13 protein-coding genes and 1 tRNA gene are annotated in these 15,486 nt (G+C 57.0%); 10 read left to right on the top strand and 4 right to left on the bottom strand.

Annotated elements, in window-relative coordinates; all coding sequences use genetic code 11:
* The first annotated feature begins 90 nt into the window (after positions 1-90).
* The 4 genes from pdxH (at position 91) to AC1DFB_RS07025 (ending at position 1,936) form a co-directional block, all read left to right on the top strand.
* On the top strand, positions 91-696 hold the full coding sequence (pdxH, locus tag AC1DFB_RS07040; RefSeq protein ID WP_170405948.1) for a pyridoxamine 5'-phosphate oxidase: 606 nt from the start codon (positions 91-93) through the stop codon (positions 694-696).
* A 117-nt stretch (positions 697-813) separates the two neighbouring features.
* On the top strand, positions 814-1,341 hold the full coding sequence (locus tag AC1DFB_RS07035) for a cold-shock protein (RefSeq protein WP_170392983.1): 528 nt from the start codon (positions 814-816) through the stop codon (positions 1,339-1,341).
* A 7-nt stretch (positions 1,342-1,348) separates the two neighbouring features.
* Positions 1,349-1,816 (top strand): DUF192 domain-containing protein, encoded by a 468-nt coding sequence (locus AC1DFB_RS07030; protein ID WP_480922395.1) that lies wholly within the window; start codon positions 1,349-1,351, stop codon positions 1,814-1,816.
* Positions 1,817-1,859: 43 nt separating this feature from the next.
* A tRNA-Pro gene (locus AC1DFB_RS07025) sits at positions 1,860-1,936 on the top strand.
* A gap of 8 nt (positions 1,937-1,944) precedes the next feature.
* Here AC1DFB_RS07025 and AC1DFB_RS07020 read toward each other — a convergent pair.
* Positions 1,945-2,379, bottom strand: a complete 435-nt coding sequence (locus AC1DFB_RS07020) for a hypothetical protein (protein WP_170392985.1) — start codon at positions 2,377-2,379, stop codon at positions 1,945-1,947.
* A gap of 544 nt (positions 2,380-2,923) precedes the next feature.
* On the opposite strand from AC1DFB_RS07020, the gene AC1DFB_RS07015 reads away from it, so the two are divergent.
* Together AC1DFB_RS07015 and AC1DFB_RS07010 are read left to right on the top strand one after the other, a co-directional pair.
* Positions 2,924-6,541 (top strand): vitamin B12-dependent ribonucleotide reductase, encoded by a 3,618-nt coding sequence (locus AC1DFB_RS07015; protein WP_480922394.1) that lies wholly within the window; start codon positions 2,924-2,926, stop codon positions 6,539-6,541.
* Positions 6,542-7,084: 543 nt separating this feature from the next.
* Positions 7,085-7,330, top strand: coding sequence for an EF-hand domain-containing protein (locus tag AC1DFB_RS07010; RefSeq protein ID WP_170405941.1), 246 nt, complete (start codon positions 7,085-7,087; stop codon positions 7,328-7,330).
* Positions 7,331-7,384: 54 nt separating this feature from the next.
* Here AC1DFB_RS07010 and AC1DFB_RS07005 read toward each other — a convergent pair whose 3' ends face one another.
* The gene (locus AC1DFB_RS07005) at positions 7,385-8,929 is read right to left on the bottom strand and encodes a trimethylamine methyltransferase family protein (protein WP_480922393.1); all 1,545 of its coding nucleotides are present in this window, start codon (positions 8,927-8,929) and stop codon (positions 7,385-7,387) included.
* A gap of 413 nt (positions 8,930-9,342) precedes the next feature.
* Here AC1DFB_RS07005 and AC1DFB_RS07000 point away from each other — a divergent pair, with 413 nt between their 5' ends.
* Positions 9,343-9,861, top strand: a complete 519-nt coding sequence (locus tag AC1DFB_RS07000) for an outer membrane protein (protein ID WP_170405935.1) — start codon at positions 9,343-9,345, stop codon at positions 9,859-9,861.
* A 17-nt stretch (positions 9,862-9,878) separates the two neighbouring features.
* Here AC1DFB_RS07000 and AC1DFB_RS06995 read toward each other — a convergent pair whose 3' ends face one another.
* Entirely contained in the window at positions 9,879-11,054 is a 1,176-nt protein-coding gene (locus tag AC1DFB_RS06995) for a pyridoxal phosphate-dependent aminotransferase (RefSeq protein ID WP_480561451.1), read from the bottom strand.
* A gap of 57 nt (positions 11,055-11,111) precedes the next feature.
* Entirely contained in the window at positions 11,112-11,456 is a 345-nt protein-coding gene (locus AC1DFB_RS06990; RefSeq protein ID WP_170662636.1) for an MmcQ/YjbR family DNA-binding protein, read from the bottom strand.
* 218 nt (positions 11,457-11,674) lie between these two features.
* Between AC1DFB_RS06990 and cysS the strand changes: the two genes are divergently transcribed.
* From cysS to AC1DFB_RS06975, 3 genes are read left to right on the top strand one after another with little or no spacing between them, the layout of a single operon-like run.
* Positions 11,675-13,075, top strand: a complete 1,401-nt coding sequence (cysS, locus tag AC1DFB_RS06985; protein WP_480922392.1) for a cysteine--tRNA ligase — start codon at positions 11,675-11,677, stop codon at positions 13,073-13,075.
* On the top strand, positions 13,072-14,706 hold the full coding sequence (gene cimA, locus AC1DFB_RS06980; RefSeq protein ID WP_480922391.1) for a citramalate synthase: 1,635 nt from the start codon (positions 13,072-13,074) through the stop codon (positions 14,704-14,706). Before cysS ends, cimA begins: the two co-directional genes overlap by 4 nt.
* A 1-nt stretch (position 14,707) precedes the next feature.
* Positions 14,708-15,484, top strand: coding sequence for a squalene/phytoene synthase family protein (locus tag AC1DFB_RS06975; RefSeq protein WP_480922390.1), 777 nt, complete (start codon positions 14,708-14,710; stop codon positions 15,482-15,484).
* Positions 15,485-15,486: the final 2 nt, after the last annotated feature.

The following is a 15,486-nucleotide window of genomic DNA, read 5'->3' as shown; positions in this document are numbered from 1 at the left end:
GCCATTGATTGTCCTGCTTCAAGGCCATGCGCTCTTGCCCGCAGCGGGTTCTCGCCTTAGGGTCATGTTAATTGTTTCCTGGGGATGGAAATGAACGAGCATAATGGCATCTTCGCCGGGGCTGATCCGTTTGAAATCGCGGATCGGTGGCTGGCCGAGGCAGAAAAGACCGAACCGAATGATCCTAATGCGATTGCTTTGGCAACCGTGGACCCGGAAGGTTTGCCGAACGCCCGTATGGTTCTGCTGAAGGAAATCGAGAAGGACGCGTTTGTTTTCTATACGAACTATCACAGCGCCAAGGCTCAGGAGTTGGACAGCGCCCACAAAGCGGCTTTTGTGATGCATTGGAAATCTTTGCGGCGACAAATCCGTGTTCGTGGTACAATCACCAAGGAAGATGGGCCGCAGGCGGACGCATACTACGCCTCGCGCTCGCTCAAAAGCCGCTTGGGTGCTTGGGCGTCACACCAGTCGCAACCGCTGGAAAGTCGTGCATCCCTGATGGCCGAAGTGGCTAAAGTGACCGCAAAGTTGGGTACCAACCCGCCTCGCCCTGAATTTTGGGGGGGATACCGTGTAACACCTGTCGAAGTCGAGTTCTGGGCCGATGGTGCCTTCAGGTTGCATGACAGGTTTCAGTGGAAGCGACAAAATGTCGATTCCGACTGGCAAGTGCTGAGGTTAAATCCATGACGTTCGCGTTGCGTGAAATGCAACTGTTTGCAGACAATAGCTTTTTTCAGCTTGAATTTGCGAGCCAAAACATAAACAAGAAACCCTTAACGACTTGCCTATCGTAATGGGAAAACAGTGCCAGAAGATCTGAACAGCATGTACCGCGTCCGTGGACACGTAAAATGGTTCGATCCCGCCAAGGGATACGGATTTGTTGTGTCTGACGAAGGCGGCCCGGACATTCTGTTGCACGTCAACGTGCTGCGAAACTTCGGGCAAAGCTCGGTCGCGGATGGCGCCGGCATCGAGATCATGACCCACAAAACTGATCGCGGTGTTCAAGCGGTCGAAGTGATCAGTGTTGACCCGCCTGTTCGCGCGGAAACCATGATGTTGGCCGATTTTGCCGAGCTTGATCCAACCGTGATCGGCAGCGCTCCGCTTGAGGCTGCGCGCGTCAAATGGTTCGACAAGGGCAAAGGGTTTGGCTTTGCCAATGTTTTCGGTAGCAGTGAAGACGTATTCCTGCATATCGAGGTGCTACGTCGTTCTGGGTTGGCAGATCTGCAACCGGGCGAAGCGCTGGCCATGCGGGTCATTGATGGCAAGCGCGGAAGAATGGCCGCGCAGGTTCTGGCCTGGGAAGCGGCCCTGAACGACTAGGTTCTGAATGATGAGAACGGCTTTCGTACTGGCGCTCCTGAGTTTTTTGATTGGCGGGATCGCGCGGGCTGAATGCCGTCCGGATCGTGTCGAGCTTCGAAATGATCTGGCAGAGGTTCGCTTCGACGTTGAACTGGCCATCACACCGAAAGAGCGATCGCGCGGATTGATGTTTCGCGAAAGCATGCCCAACAGATTTGGAATGTTGTTTGTTTTTGATCCGCCGCAACCTGTTGCGTTCTGGATGAAGAATACCCTGATTCCGCTTGATATGATCTTTGTTGATCGCGCGGGCACGGTGACGCGTGTGCACGAAGGTGCAATTCCGGGGGATCTGAGCCCAATCGAAGGCGGCGATTCGGTTTATGCAGTCCTGGAAATCAACGCTGGCCTAGCCGAGCGTTACGCCATTCGGCCTGGATCGCAGATGCGCCACGAAGTTTTTTCGCAAGGTCCTGCAATTTGGCCCTGTTAGGGCTTTTCAAATCAGATCGGCACGTTTAGGAAGGCGCACGGTCCGGGGCGTGGCGCAGTCTGGTAGCGCACCTGTTTTGGGTACAGGGGGTCGTAGGTTCGAATCCTGCCGCCCCGACCATTTTTCCTCTACACTGGCGTTCCGCCATAATCGGTGTAGAGCTTGGAAAAATCCCTGTCCAAATCTTTGCTTTCAATAGGTATTCTAAGAGTTGAACCATCTTTCTGCGGAACCAGAAAGTACAATTCTGCGTCCACGCGATACCCGGCCTGATTCTTGGTCGAGCTCAGCCGCGTTACGATCTGCGGCAAGTTCTGCGGATAGCCGTTGAAGCTGAGAATCAAATAGGCCGTTGCCTCGGGCGGTAAGGTCTCGCGGCATTCAAAGATGCTTGCGGTGGTCTTGATATACTTGTCGCCCGGCCCCGCGCAGTCGGTCCTGAAGGAATTGAAAAGGTTCTGCGGATAACCGTCGAATTGCGCGCTGCGAGATGCAGGTGGTGCTTCCTGTGATGTGCAGGACACGATTAGCGCCACAATAGTTAACAATGAAATCAAACGCATGTAGAGTAGATTTCCCATCCAGAAATGTCGTGTGATTTCAAGTATGGCACGCGCTGCGATGTCGTGACGATGATTCTCTGAACATGTTCTTAACGCGGGATCGGTTGATCAATGACCTCTAACTGTGGCGGAAAACACGAGAAATCACTCTGACACATCAAGGCGGAATGGGCTGGTCGTCCGGGACATGTCTGTGGAGGAATCGCGATGCGGCGAAATTCCGCCGGTTCAGCAAAACAGGTCAAGCTAAAAGATTCCAAAAATGACCGAAAAAGCCCGTTGACCAACTATGGGAATATACGTCAGATTGTATGGGCCGAAAGACGAGCCACTAAATCTGGTAGGCAATGACCGGAAAAGGCATCGGGCGAGGGACGGAAAGCAAACCACTATGACGTAGACCGTATTCGCGGTTCTGCGTTGTTCTAGGCAGCGTCCGGTCCCTTGCGTCTCAAATTCGTCGGTAGTGCGGGCGGCACCCCGCAGCATCAAGATTTAGTGCCGGGACTTGAAATTTGGACAGATCGAAGCTGGGGCAGCGGACATGAAGATTGAAAGAAAATTCACCAAACCGGGACAGGATGCATATGCCGATCTGGATTTTGTGTCCGCAACATCCGAGATTCGCAATCCGGATGGCACAATCGTGTTCCGTCTGGACGAGATCGAAGTGCCTGCAAAATGGAGCCAGGTGGCTAGCGATGTCATCGCACAGAAGTACTTCCGCAAGGCCGGTGTTCCTTCCAAGCTGAAGAAGGTTAAGGAAAAGGATGTTCCCGAATTCCTGTGGCGATCGGTTCCTGCGGAAGATGCTGAATTTGATGGCGAAACCTCATCGAAACAGGTTTTTGATCGTCTGGCCGGCGCGTGGGCTTATTGGGGCTGGAAGGGCGGTTATTTCTCGACTGAAGAGGACGCGAGCGCCTATTTTGACGAGATGCGCTATATGCTGGCGACCCAGCGTGCAGCTCCGAACTCGCCGCAGTGGTTCAACACCGGTCTGCACTGGGCATATGGGATCGATGGCCCGGCGCAGGGCCACCACTATGTTGACTACAAAACCGGCAAGCTAACCAAATCGAAATCCGCTTATGAGCATCCGCAACCGCATGCGTGCTTCATCCAGTCGGTCGACGATGATCTGGTCAACGAAGGCGGCATCATGGACTTGTGGGTGCGTGAGGCGCGCCTGTTTAAGTATGGCTCGGGCACCGGAACCAACTTCAGCCATCTGCGTGCAGAGGGTGAAGCGCTTTCGGGTGGCGGCAAGTCTTCGGGCCTCATGGGATTTCTCAAGATCGGCGACCGCGCCGCTGGCGCGATCAAATCAGGCGGTACAACCCGTCGAGCAGCAAAGATGGTAATCGTCGATGCAGATCACCCGGACATCGAGCAATTCATCGAATGGAAAGTGATCGAAGAGCAGAAGGTGGCCTCGATCGTTGCCGGATCGAAGATGCACGAGAAGATGCTGAACGGCATTTTCGAGGCCATCCGGTCTTGGGACGGCTCTGCCGATGATGCCTATAATCCAAACGCAAACGACGCCCTGAAAAATGCGGTTCGCGAAGCGAAAAAGGTCGCGATCCCAGAAACTTACATCAAGCGCGTTCTGGACTACGCCAAGCAGGGCCACGATAGCATTGAATTCCCGACCTACGATACGGACTGGGATTCGGAGGCTTATAGCTCGGTCTCGGGCCAAAACTCGAACAACTCGATCCGGGTGACCAATGCGTTCCTGACCGCAGTTGAAAAAGACGCGGATTGGGAACTGATCAACCGCACCGACGGCAAGGTTGCTCGTACAGTCAAAGCACGTGATTTGTGGGAAAAGGTCGGCCACGCCGCATGGGCCTGTGCCGATCCTGGCATCCAGTTCCATGATACTGTCAACGAATGGCACACTTGCCCCGAAGACGGTGAAATCCGCGGTTCGAACCCGTGTTCGGAATACATGTTCCTCGATGACACTGCCTGTAACCTGGCGTCGATGAACTTGCTGACCTTTTTCAAGGACGGTGAGTTCCAGGCGGCGGACTATATGCACGCCTCGCGTCTGTGGACCCTGACGCTGGAAATCTCGGTGACCATGGCGCAGTTCCCGTCTAAGGAAATTGCGAAACTCTCTTACGATTTCCGTACGCTGGGTCTGGGTTATGCCAACATTGGCGGTCTGCTGATGAACATGGGTTACAGCTACGACTCGGATGAGGGGCGTTCGATCTGTGGCGCGCTGACCGCGATCATGACCGGTGTGGCTTATGCGACCTCGGCGGAGATTGCAGGCGAGCTTGGCCCGTTCAAAGGATATGAGCGCAACGCAGACCACATGTTGCGCGTCATCCGCAACCACCGTCGTGCGTCGCAAGGGGTGACCGAGGGGTATGAAAAACTGGCTGTTAAGCCGGTACCGCTGGATCACGACAATTGCCCGGACAAGCGTCTGATCGATCTGGCGATGTCCGCTTGGGATGAAGCGCTGAGCCTCGGCGAAAAGAACGGCTACCGTAATGCGCAGGCGACCGTGATCGCGCCCACAGGCACCATCGGTCTGGTGATGGATTGCGACACGACCGGGATCGAACCGGATTTTGCGCTGGTTAAGTTCAAGAAGCTGGCCGGCGGTGGTTACTTCAAGATCATCAACCGCTCGGTGCCTTCGGCGCTGGAAAAGCTGGGCTATTCCTCGGCTCAGATCGAAGAGATCGTGGGTTATGCGGTTGGTCATGGCACCATCGGCAACGCGCCGGGGATCAACCACACCTCGCTGACCGGTCATGGTTTTGGCCCGAACGAGTTGGCAAAAGTAGATGCCGCACTGGAAAGCGCGTTCGACATCCGGTTCGTCTTCAACCAGTGGACGCTGGGCGAGGACTTCTGCACCGGTGTTCTGGGCATCCCGGCGACCAAGCTGAATGACCCGACTTTCGATTTGCTGCGCCATCTGGGCTTTACCAAAGCCGATATCGACGCAGCGAACGACCACGTCTGCGGGACCATGACGCTAGAAGGCGCGCCGCACCTGAAGGAAGAACACTATTCGATCTTCGACTGCGCCAACCCGTGCGGTAAAAAAGGCAAGCGTTTCCTTGGGGTTGATAGCCACATCACCATGATGGCGGCGGCGCAGAGCTTCATCTCAGGCGCGATCAGCAAGACGATCAACATGCCGAATGACGCGACCATCGAGGACTGCCAAAAGGCATACGAACTCAGTTGGTCGCTGGGTGTGAAGGCGAACGCGCTATACCGCGACGGCTCGAAACTGTCGCAGCCTCTGGCCGCGGCGCTGGTCGAAGATGATGACGAAGCGGCGGAAATTCTGGAAAGCGGTTCGACGCAAGAAAAAGCTGTCGTTCTGGCCGAGAAGGTGATCGAGAAGGTTGTGGTCAAGGAAATGATCCGCAGCCATCGCGAGAAACTGCCGCATCGCCGCAAGGGCTATACCCAAAAGGCGATCGTTGGCGGCCACAAGGTCTATCTGCGGACTGGCGAGTTCGAAGACGGCAAATTGGGCGAGATTTTCATCGACATGCATAAGGAAGGCGCTGGCTTCCGGGCGATGATGAACAACTTTGCCATCGCTGTGTCGGTTGGCCTGCAATACGGCGTGCCGCTGGAGGAGTTCGTCGACGCTTTCACCTTCACCAAGTTCGAACCGGCCGGGATGGTGCAGGGCAACGACTCGATCAAAAACGCGACGTCGATCCTTGATTACATCTTCCGCGAACTGGCTGTGTCCTATCTGGACCGCACCGATCTGGCGCATGTCAAACCCGAAGGCGCAACCTTCGACGATCTGGGTCGCGGCGAAGAGGATGGTCTGTCCAACGTATCGGAAATCAGTGAAAGCGCGGCGACCAAATCCTTGGAAGTGCTGAAACAAATCAGTTCAACCGGCTATCTGCGCAAACGTCTTCCGCAGGACCTGATGGTCTTCAATGGCGGACAGGCTGACGCGACGGGTATGGCGGAAACCGCAGCGACATTCGAAGCACCCGCTGAGACGGCGGTTGCGACCGGAATGGACGCCCGTACCAAAGCCAAGATGCAAGGGTACGAGGGCGATCCATGCGGCGAATGCGGAAACTACACGCTGGTGCGCAACGGCACCTGCATGAAATGCAACACCTGCGGCGCGACAAGCGGGTGTAGCTGAATTTAGCGCCCCGGCAACCCGGGGTGCAGGGGTCGGATGCTGCCATAGTAACCGGCCCCGACGAATACGAAGCAAGGCGCTGAGACTTACCATCGATGCCTTGTTTCACTCGGCCGACATGCCCGTGTCGGCCGGGAACAGGGTGGGGCGGAATATTTGCTCCCTCCCACTCTCTCACGGGACGGGTGCGCTCGTCCCATGCGCAGTCCAGGCCGCAGGCAAAAAAACACCGGGCGGTCAACGAAATGAGCCTGGAAGGCGAAACTGACAGGGGGCTTCGGCCCCCTCTCTTTTTTCAACCCCGAGTCGTGGATTTGAGCAGGGCATTGCCGGATCATCCCGTTTGGATCGGGCAAGAGTTGCCGAAACCTGTCCTGGCCATTTCGCCCGGCAAGCCTCCGCAAATGCGACTCAGTCAAACACGCAGAGATTGGCTTGAAAGCGGCCATATCAATCTGAGCGGGTGACACGCCTTCAGGATGGCCTTTTTTTGGCGCTTGTCCGGACGCAAACACTCAAGAAATCGCAATCAGGAGGCATAACATGAAACCGCAAATTCTGGCCCTTATCTCAACCTTCGCACTTGGCCTGCCGACATTGGCCGTCGGCCAAAGCGCCGCCGATACCAACGGCGACGGAGTACTGACGATCGATGAAGTTCAGGCCGTCGTGCCTGACGTTGATGCCGAAGGCTTTGCGCAGATGGACGCAAACGGCGACGGTGCGCTAGATCAGGATGAGATCACCATCGCTGAACAAGCGGGCCTGCTGCCGCCGTCCAACGGCTGATCAAGCAAGAATACTGGCGGCCCGGAAGCTCCGGGCCGCTTATTTTTCAGTGTCTTACGCGGGTAAGTAAATGTTAAACTTGCCGCGAATTTCCGCGTCCAGAAGCGGGTCGAATCTAGCCGGGGAAGGCACGGCAAGGATTTCTTCCTTCCGCTTCACTGCCTTTTCGATCAGATCTGGTTTGCCAAGCTCAACCCATTCCTTCGGAGATGATCGGTCACCAAAGGTAGGATAGACGTAATCTGCCTGCATACGGCCTAGCGTCGCATCGGTGCCAAGATAATGCCCAGGACCACCCATGCAGACTTCGGCCATCTGGTCCAGTGCCAGAGTCTCGTCCGTCACCTCAATTCCGCGCACACAGCGCTGTGCCTGTCCGATCAGGTCATCGCTCAGGATCAGGCTCTCGTGGCAGAACCCCAGCAACGAGGCATGCATGCCTGCGGCCTCATACACCATGTTCAGGCCCGATAGCCCAGCCATGACGTTCGAACACATTTGTTCCCAACCGGCCTGCATGTCGGGCAATTTCGCGTCCGATGCACCAGCTGCGGCACCACCGGGCAGATCGTAAAACTGGTGCATTTGCGCGCAGCCAGCGGTTAGCAGAGCTTGTTCACCCGATCCGATGGACATAGCACCGGTGCGCAAGTCCAGACCAAAAGGCCAAGTGCCAAAAATCGCGGGTGCACCGGGCTTTACGGCGTTTACATAAACCAAACCCGCCAAACATTCGGCGGTGGCTTGTGTGATCGCTCCGGCAACGGTCGAGGGTGCGGTAGCTCCTGCCATGCCCGCAGAAAGCAACAAAACCGGCATTCCGGCCTTGATGCATTCTTCCATCACCTCGCAGCTTTCGGTGGCGAATTTCATCGGGGGCACAACGAAGCAGTTGGAGTTGGACATGAAGGGCCGCTCGCGCCACTTGTCCTCTCCGCCCGCGATCATGTGCAGCATCTCGATGGCGGGGGCCACATGGCTGGGCTCCGTGAACGACGTACCGATATGTTTGAACGTGCCTGAGGTGGTGGCGTAGACCGTGTTCAGATCCATCTCAAGGTTGTCGGCGATATCTCGGCACACCATGGGGCGTTGAACAAAGTGAATGTTCTCAAGCTGTTCACAGATGCAAGTCGCGTCATGCAGGTCCTGCAGGGTCGAGTCGCGATATTCCTGCCCATGCACGTCGACCATGCTGACCGCTGCGCCTGCGGTGCCATAATGGACACGCGTTCCCGACAGCTCCAGATCCGATTTGCCGTCCCGGCTGTGCAGAGTGATCGAGCGATTGGCCTTGGCGATTGTGTCCTCGACCAATGCGCGCGGAAAGCGGATGCGGCCATCGTCGCCCAAGGTGCATCCCGCAGCCACGAGATAGTCGATCCCACTTTGTGGCGCATCAGCAAGGCCGATGGTTTCCAGTGCGGTCAGAGCGGCCTCGTGGATGCGTTCGATCTGTGCTTGGGTCAGAACCTTCAGGGTTCCGCCCTCCATACCAGGCCGAATCGGGCGAAGATGTTCCGGAAGAGCTGACGCACGGGCGGCACGACGCGCGGCGCGGCCACCGCTGCGGGATGAGTTTCGGGTTTGTTCGTTCATGTGTGTGTCCGGTCAAAAAAGTACGTTGTGGGTGAGTGTACCTAGACCAGTGCTGGCCGTCCTCGTGCCGCACGACCGCGATCCGCACCAATGGTGCGGCTGACCAGCCGAATCTTCCAAACTTCGTTATGCATCAACTTCCTCAGTCTGATGCGCCCATTGTTTCAATGCACTTCTGGACAATCTGTTCTGTTTGCGACTTTGGACTAATTTTATTGGGTCGTCAGTCAAAATGAACTGGGCGCAAATCCTCGTGACTAAATGTTTTTTTCCAATTGCGGTAAGAATCTGTTAATCTGCACGTAGTTATTTGGATTTGTACCTTAGGTTTAAGTAAATACTGGGGTTGGCTGATCAGCAGATCGCTGCCTCGGGGATGCGCCCAAACCGGCAACGGATGTTTGGAGGTCTGCATGAAGTCATTACTGGCCGCACTCGCCGCAGCACTGATAACAGGTGCAGGGCAGGTTGTGGCAGAAGACTGGACAGGCGCGTACGCTGGTTTCAGCTTTGGTTATGCAGATGTTGATGGGTCCGGAGGGGCAGGCGGAAGCGGGGGCAGTTTTGGCCCGCTGATCGGATACGACTATGATTTTGGAAATTTCGTGCTTGGCGGTGAGTTGGAATATAACCGCCTGAATCTTGATCTGGGACAATCCGAAGGAAGCCTTGATAGTATGTCGCGATTGAAGTTGCGCGGCGGCTACGATTTTGGATCAGCCCTTGGCTATGTTGTCTTGGGAACCGCGCGGGCCAGTACGTCGGGTGACAGTGATACGGCTGCCGTTTACGGGATCGGTGTTGCCTATCCGCTTGGCGATCGGTTTGTAATCAGTGGCGAAGCGCTGCGGCAGAACTTCGATGATATACCGGAGTCTGGTCGAAGCCTCGACGCAAATGTGTTCAACTTGCGCACCACATTCCGCTTCTGAAACTCGGTGGTCGATTGTCATCCATCTGCCAATTGAGCGGCAAATTCGCATAGGGTCTGTAGCGATGTGACGAATTTCTCGTCATCGATTGTCATGGCCACGCGGATGTGACCTGCGGCGGCAGAACCAAAGCTCTCACCGGGCATCACAGCGATGGCATGCGTGTCCAGCAGCGCATTTGCGAACACATCGCCGCTAAGACCCGTAGCCCGGATATCCAGCATCAGATACATCGCGCCTTGCGCCGGTATTAAGGTGACGACCTGCTGCGCAGCCAGCACTTCAATCGCCAGAGCGCGGCGGCGGCGAAACGGCGCGGCGATCTTGTCTTCGAGAGGTTGTCCCACGCTCAGCGCATAGTTGGCCGCATCCTGTATAAAGCCGGGCACACCATAGGTTGTGTGTGTTGCCAAGTTGATCAGGTGGTCGATCACGCCTTCCGGAGCAACGATCCACCCACAACGCGAGCCAGTCATGGCATGAGATTTCGACATTGAACCCACGACCAGAGTGCGCTCAGCCATGCCGGGTAGGGCGCGCGGTGACAGGTGTTCACCCTCCCAAACCTGCGTGTCGTAGACTTCATCGGAAATCAGCCACAGATCGCGGCGCTGACAAACCTCGGCGATGGCAGAAAGTGTTTCGGCGGAATAGACCACACCAGTTGGGTTGTTTGGGGAGTTTATCAGCAGCGACACCGCCCCGCCTGCCGCGCCATCGATATCGGAAGCGCGAGGTTGGAACAAATCTTCGGCGCGTGTTTCTATGCGTTTGGCTACCGCTCCAACGCCACGGATCGTGCCGGGGTAGGTGGCATAATACGGATCCAGGTAGAGCGCGATATCGCCCGGATCGCAAAGCGCGGTGTGCGCCGCAAACAATGCGGCCTGACCGCCGGGGGTGATGATGACATTGTTGCGTGTGGTCGCTACACCTGTTCGCATTTGGACACGGGCGGCCACAGTATCACGCAGCAGATCAGTGCCCGGAACCATCGCGTATCCTGTGTGCCCGCTGCGGGCCGAACTTTCCATGGCCGACAATATTGACTGATCGGTCCGAATGTCATGCTCGCCGATCGTCAACTCGGTGACGGCATGGCCTTCGGCAATCATCCGACGCGCGCGGATGAACACCTCCCAGCCGTCTGATCCACCCTCGGTCAGATGCGTAATGCGATGCGATAGTTTCAAGGGATTCTCCCGACCGGCTATGACGCCGAATGGGGCAAAGCACAGCAATTTTGTCAATCAGCTTCGCGGCGGCAAACTCGCCTGTATCTTCTTGGTCAGCGATGCACGGACGATATCGTATGAGGTGATCAGGCGATGTTGCATCTCGTCGGCGGCGGTTTCCCACGGCAGGCGAACCCAGCTGCGGTGAAAATACGGGGCCTTGGTGCCAATCCCTGCGTCGATCAACATCTGCGCGGTCTCAATGTCGGGTGTCTTGACCGATACACCATCCCCGACCGAACCGACGCAGGCGAACATCTTGCCGCCAACTTTCCATGCGTCGTGGCCGCCACCCCAAGGGTCCGAAAGTTCGGCACCGGGCAGGTCTGCGCATACGGAATTGACGTAATCACGGGTCATGGTGGGCAGACTGCCTCTGTGGAGGTTGAAACTCAAGGCTTGGCTCAGCATCAATCCCGTGCTAGGCAAAGCGCATGAACCGGAAAACTTGCATCATTATCTGCTGCATTACCTGCTGATTTCTCAAGCGGGCCGGTTTCTTTCGTTTTCATCTCTGAGACAAGTTGCTAAGCCCGCGCCAACGCGTGACGTATATGCTGTTTCAGGAGCACGACCCGATGACGACGATCAAACTGCACAACACAAGGACTCGGACGAAAGAGGATTTCGCGCCGATCGATCCCGGTAATGTGCGGATGTATGTCTGTGGTCCGACGGTCTATGATCGGGCGCATCTTGGGAACGCACGGCCTGTGGTTGTGTTCGACGTGCTCTATCGTTTGTTGCGGCATGTATACGGTGCTGATCACGTGACCTATGTGCGCAATTTCACCGACGTGGATGACAAGATCAACGCCACCGCATTGTCGCGCAAGAAGGCTGGGGCTGACGGGTCTTTGGAACAGTTGGTTCAGGAACGTTCGGACGAAACCATCGGCTGGTATCTGCACGACATGGGCGCGCTAGGGGCGTTGGAACCCAACGCGATGCCGCGCGCCACAGAGTATATCGCGCAGATGATTGCGATGATCGAAGACCTGATGGCCAAGGGGCATGCCTATGCCGCCGAGGGTCACGTGTTGTTCGCGGTGGACAGCTGGAAGGAACACTACGGTGCGCTGTCGGGGCGGTCGGTTGATGACATGATCGCCGGGGCGCGGGTCGAGGTCGCGCCTTACAAGAAGAACCCGATGGATTTTGTGCTGTGGAAGCCGTCGACCGATGAGTTGCCCGGCTGGGACAGCCCATGGGGCCGGGGGCGTCCGGGGTGGCATATCGAATGCTCGGCCATGAGCTATGAATTGCTGGGCGAGAGCTTTGATATTCACGGTGGCGGCAACGATCTGATGTTCCCGCACCACGAGAACGAGATTGCTCAGAGCAAATGTGCCCACCCGCATGGCGAATTCGCGCGTGTCTGGATGCATAATGAGATGCTACAGGTCGAGGGCAAGAAAATGTCCAAATCGCTGGGCAATTTCTTCACCGTTCATGATCTGCTTGAGCAGGGTGTGCCGGGTGAAGTGATCCGGTTTGTGTTCTTGCAGACCCATTATCGCAAGCCGATGGACTGGACCGAGAAGAAGGCGCGCGAAGCCGAGGCAACATTGCGCAAGTGGCGGGCGTTGACAGCGGGCATCGAGCCCGCCGCCACCGCGGCACCTGCGGTCATCGATGCGCTTGCCGATGACATGAACACGGCAGGTGCCATCGCTGAACTTCATCGTTTGGCTGCTGACGGCAACGCTGCTTTATTGCTGGCGAGTGCAAAGGTGGTCGGGCTGTTGACGGATGAAATGGCAGCTTGGGCGCAAACCGCCGTGGCTGATCTGTCATCCCACGCAGAAAAGCTGGCCGCTGCGCGCGCTCTTGCGATGCAGAACAAGGATTTCTCTGAGGTCGATCGCCTGAAGGCGGCCTATGTCGCCGCAGGGCTGGAGGTTCGGATGAGCAAGGACGGTGTGGAGTTGGTGCCAGGTGCTAGCTTTGATGCCGCGAAGTTGGAGGCGGTCGAATGACCAAAGAGCGCCTTTACCTCTATGACACCACCCTGCGCGACGGGCAACAAACGCAAGGCGTACAGTTCTCGACCGCAGAGAAGGTACAGATCGCGCAGGCTCTGGATTCGTTGGGGCTTGATTACATCGAAGGAGGCTGGCCCGGGGCGAACCCGACTGACAGCGCCTTTTTTGATGCCGCGCCCAAGACTTCGGCATGTATGACCGCGTTTGGAATGACCAAACGTGCGGGCCGATCTGCGGAGAATGATGACGTTCTGGCTGCTGTTATGAACGCGGGAACACCAGCCGTTTGTCTCGTGGGGAAATCGCACGATTACCACGTGACCCACGCGCTTGGTGTCACGCTGGAGGAAAACACCGAGAACGTTCGCGCCTCGGTCGCGCATATCGTGGCGCAGGGGCGGGAGGCTCTGTTTGATGCCGAGCATTTTTTTGATGGCTACAAGGACAACCCGGAATATGCGGTTGAAGTCTGCCGCGCTGCGCTCGATGCAGGGGCACGGTGGGTGGTTCTGTGTGACACCAATGGCGGAGCATTGCCGGCAGAGGTCGGGCGGATCGTATCCGAGGTGATTGCGGCCGGTCTGCCGGGGGATCGGCTGGGCATTCATACGCATAACGACACCGAGAACGCAGTGGCGTGCTCGCTGGCTGCAGTCGATGCGGGGGCGCGGCAAATTCAAGGTACGTTGAATGGGTTGGGAGAGCGCTGTGGCAATGCCAACCTGACCGCTTTGATCCCAACGCTGATGCTGAAAGAACCCTATGCCTCGTGCTATGAGATCGGAGTGATGCCCGAGGCGCTGGCCGGGCTGACGCGCATCAGCCGGATGCTGGATGATATCCTGAACCGAGTGCCCAGCAAGCAGAGCGCCTATGTAGGCGCGTCGGCTTTTGCGCATAAGGCCGGGCTGCATGCCAGCGCGATCCTCAAGGACCCGACAACCTATGAGCATATCGATCCGGCAAGTGTTGGAAATGCGCGCATCATTCCGATGTCGAACCAGGCCGGGCAATCGAACCTGCGCAAACGTTTGACCGATGCGGGATTGGTCGTAGAAGCGGGCGATCCGGCGTTGGGACGTATCCTTGAGCGGATAAAACTGCGCGAGGCCGAGGGGTATTCCTACGACACCGCGCAGGCTAGTTTTGAGCTGCTGGCGCGGGATGAGCTGGGGCAATTGCCCGAATTCTTTGAGGTCAAGCGCTATAAGGTGACCGTTGAGCGCCGGAAGAACAAATACAACAAGATGGTCAGCCTGTCCGAGGCGGTTGTTGTTGTGAAAGTGGATGGTGAGAAGAAGCTGTCGGTCAGTGAGTCGTTGGACGAAAGCGGTAGTGATCGCGGTCCGGTGAACGCGCTCGCCAAAGCTCTGGCCAAGGATTTGGGGCAGTATTCGCAGATACTGTCGGATATGCGGCTGGTCGACTTCAAGGTGCGCATCACTCAGGGCGGGACCGAGGCGGTCACGCGCGTGATCATTGACAGCGAAGACGGGCAAGGGCGGCGCTGGTCTACGGTTGGGGTGAGCGCGAACATAATTGATGCCTCGTTCGAAGCGCTGCTGGATGCGATTCAGTGGAAACTGGTGAGCGATTGCGCCCCGCAGCCAGCGGCCGCCGAATAAGGTGGAGTTCGACGACGACATCAAGGCTTGTGCTGCGCTGGTTCATCGGGCCGATCCCGATCGCTTTATGGCTGCCATGGCCGCGCCAGTTGAGGCACGGGCAGTTTTGTTCCCGATTTATGCGCTGAACGTCGAGGTGGCCCGTGCCCCGTGGGTGACGCAAGAGAGCATGATCGCCGAGATGCGGCTGCAATGGTGGCGCGATGCCTTGCAAGAGATTGCCGAAGGGCCATCTGTTCGTCGGCACGAGGTTGTCACACCTGTGTCGCGCGTGATTTCTCCGCATCTGGCAGCGCATCTGGATGAATATGTGGCCGTAAGGCGTTGGGATATCTATCGTGATCCGTTCGAGGATGAGGCGCATTTTGACGCCTATATTGCCCATAGCGCTGGGACAATAATGGTGGTGTCGGCGCAGGCTCTGGGTTCGGCGGATGAAACTGTTCTGCGTGATTTCGGATATGCAGCGGGGGTCGCGAATTGGCTGCGCGCAATTCCCGAGCTTGAGGCACGTGGGCGCATTCCTTTGCTGGACGGAACCCATGACGGGGTTCGGGCGCTGGCGCAGAAGGCTTTGGACCGATTGGCGCAAGCGCGGTCCACCCGCAACGAGATCTCGGCACAAGCACGGCCAGCGCTCTATGCGGGGTGGCAGACGGAATGGGTGTTGCGGACTGCATTGGCCAGACCGGACCGGGTGGCCGCAGGTGCGTTGGCTCAGGGTGAAATCCGACGTCGGTTTACGCTGATGAAAACCGCAGCGACCGGGCGCTGGTAACG

It is taken from the genome of Ruegeria sp. S84 (assembly GCF_056583445.1).
This window is presented reverse-complemented; position numbering and strand designations above follow the sequence as displayed.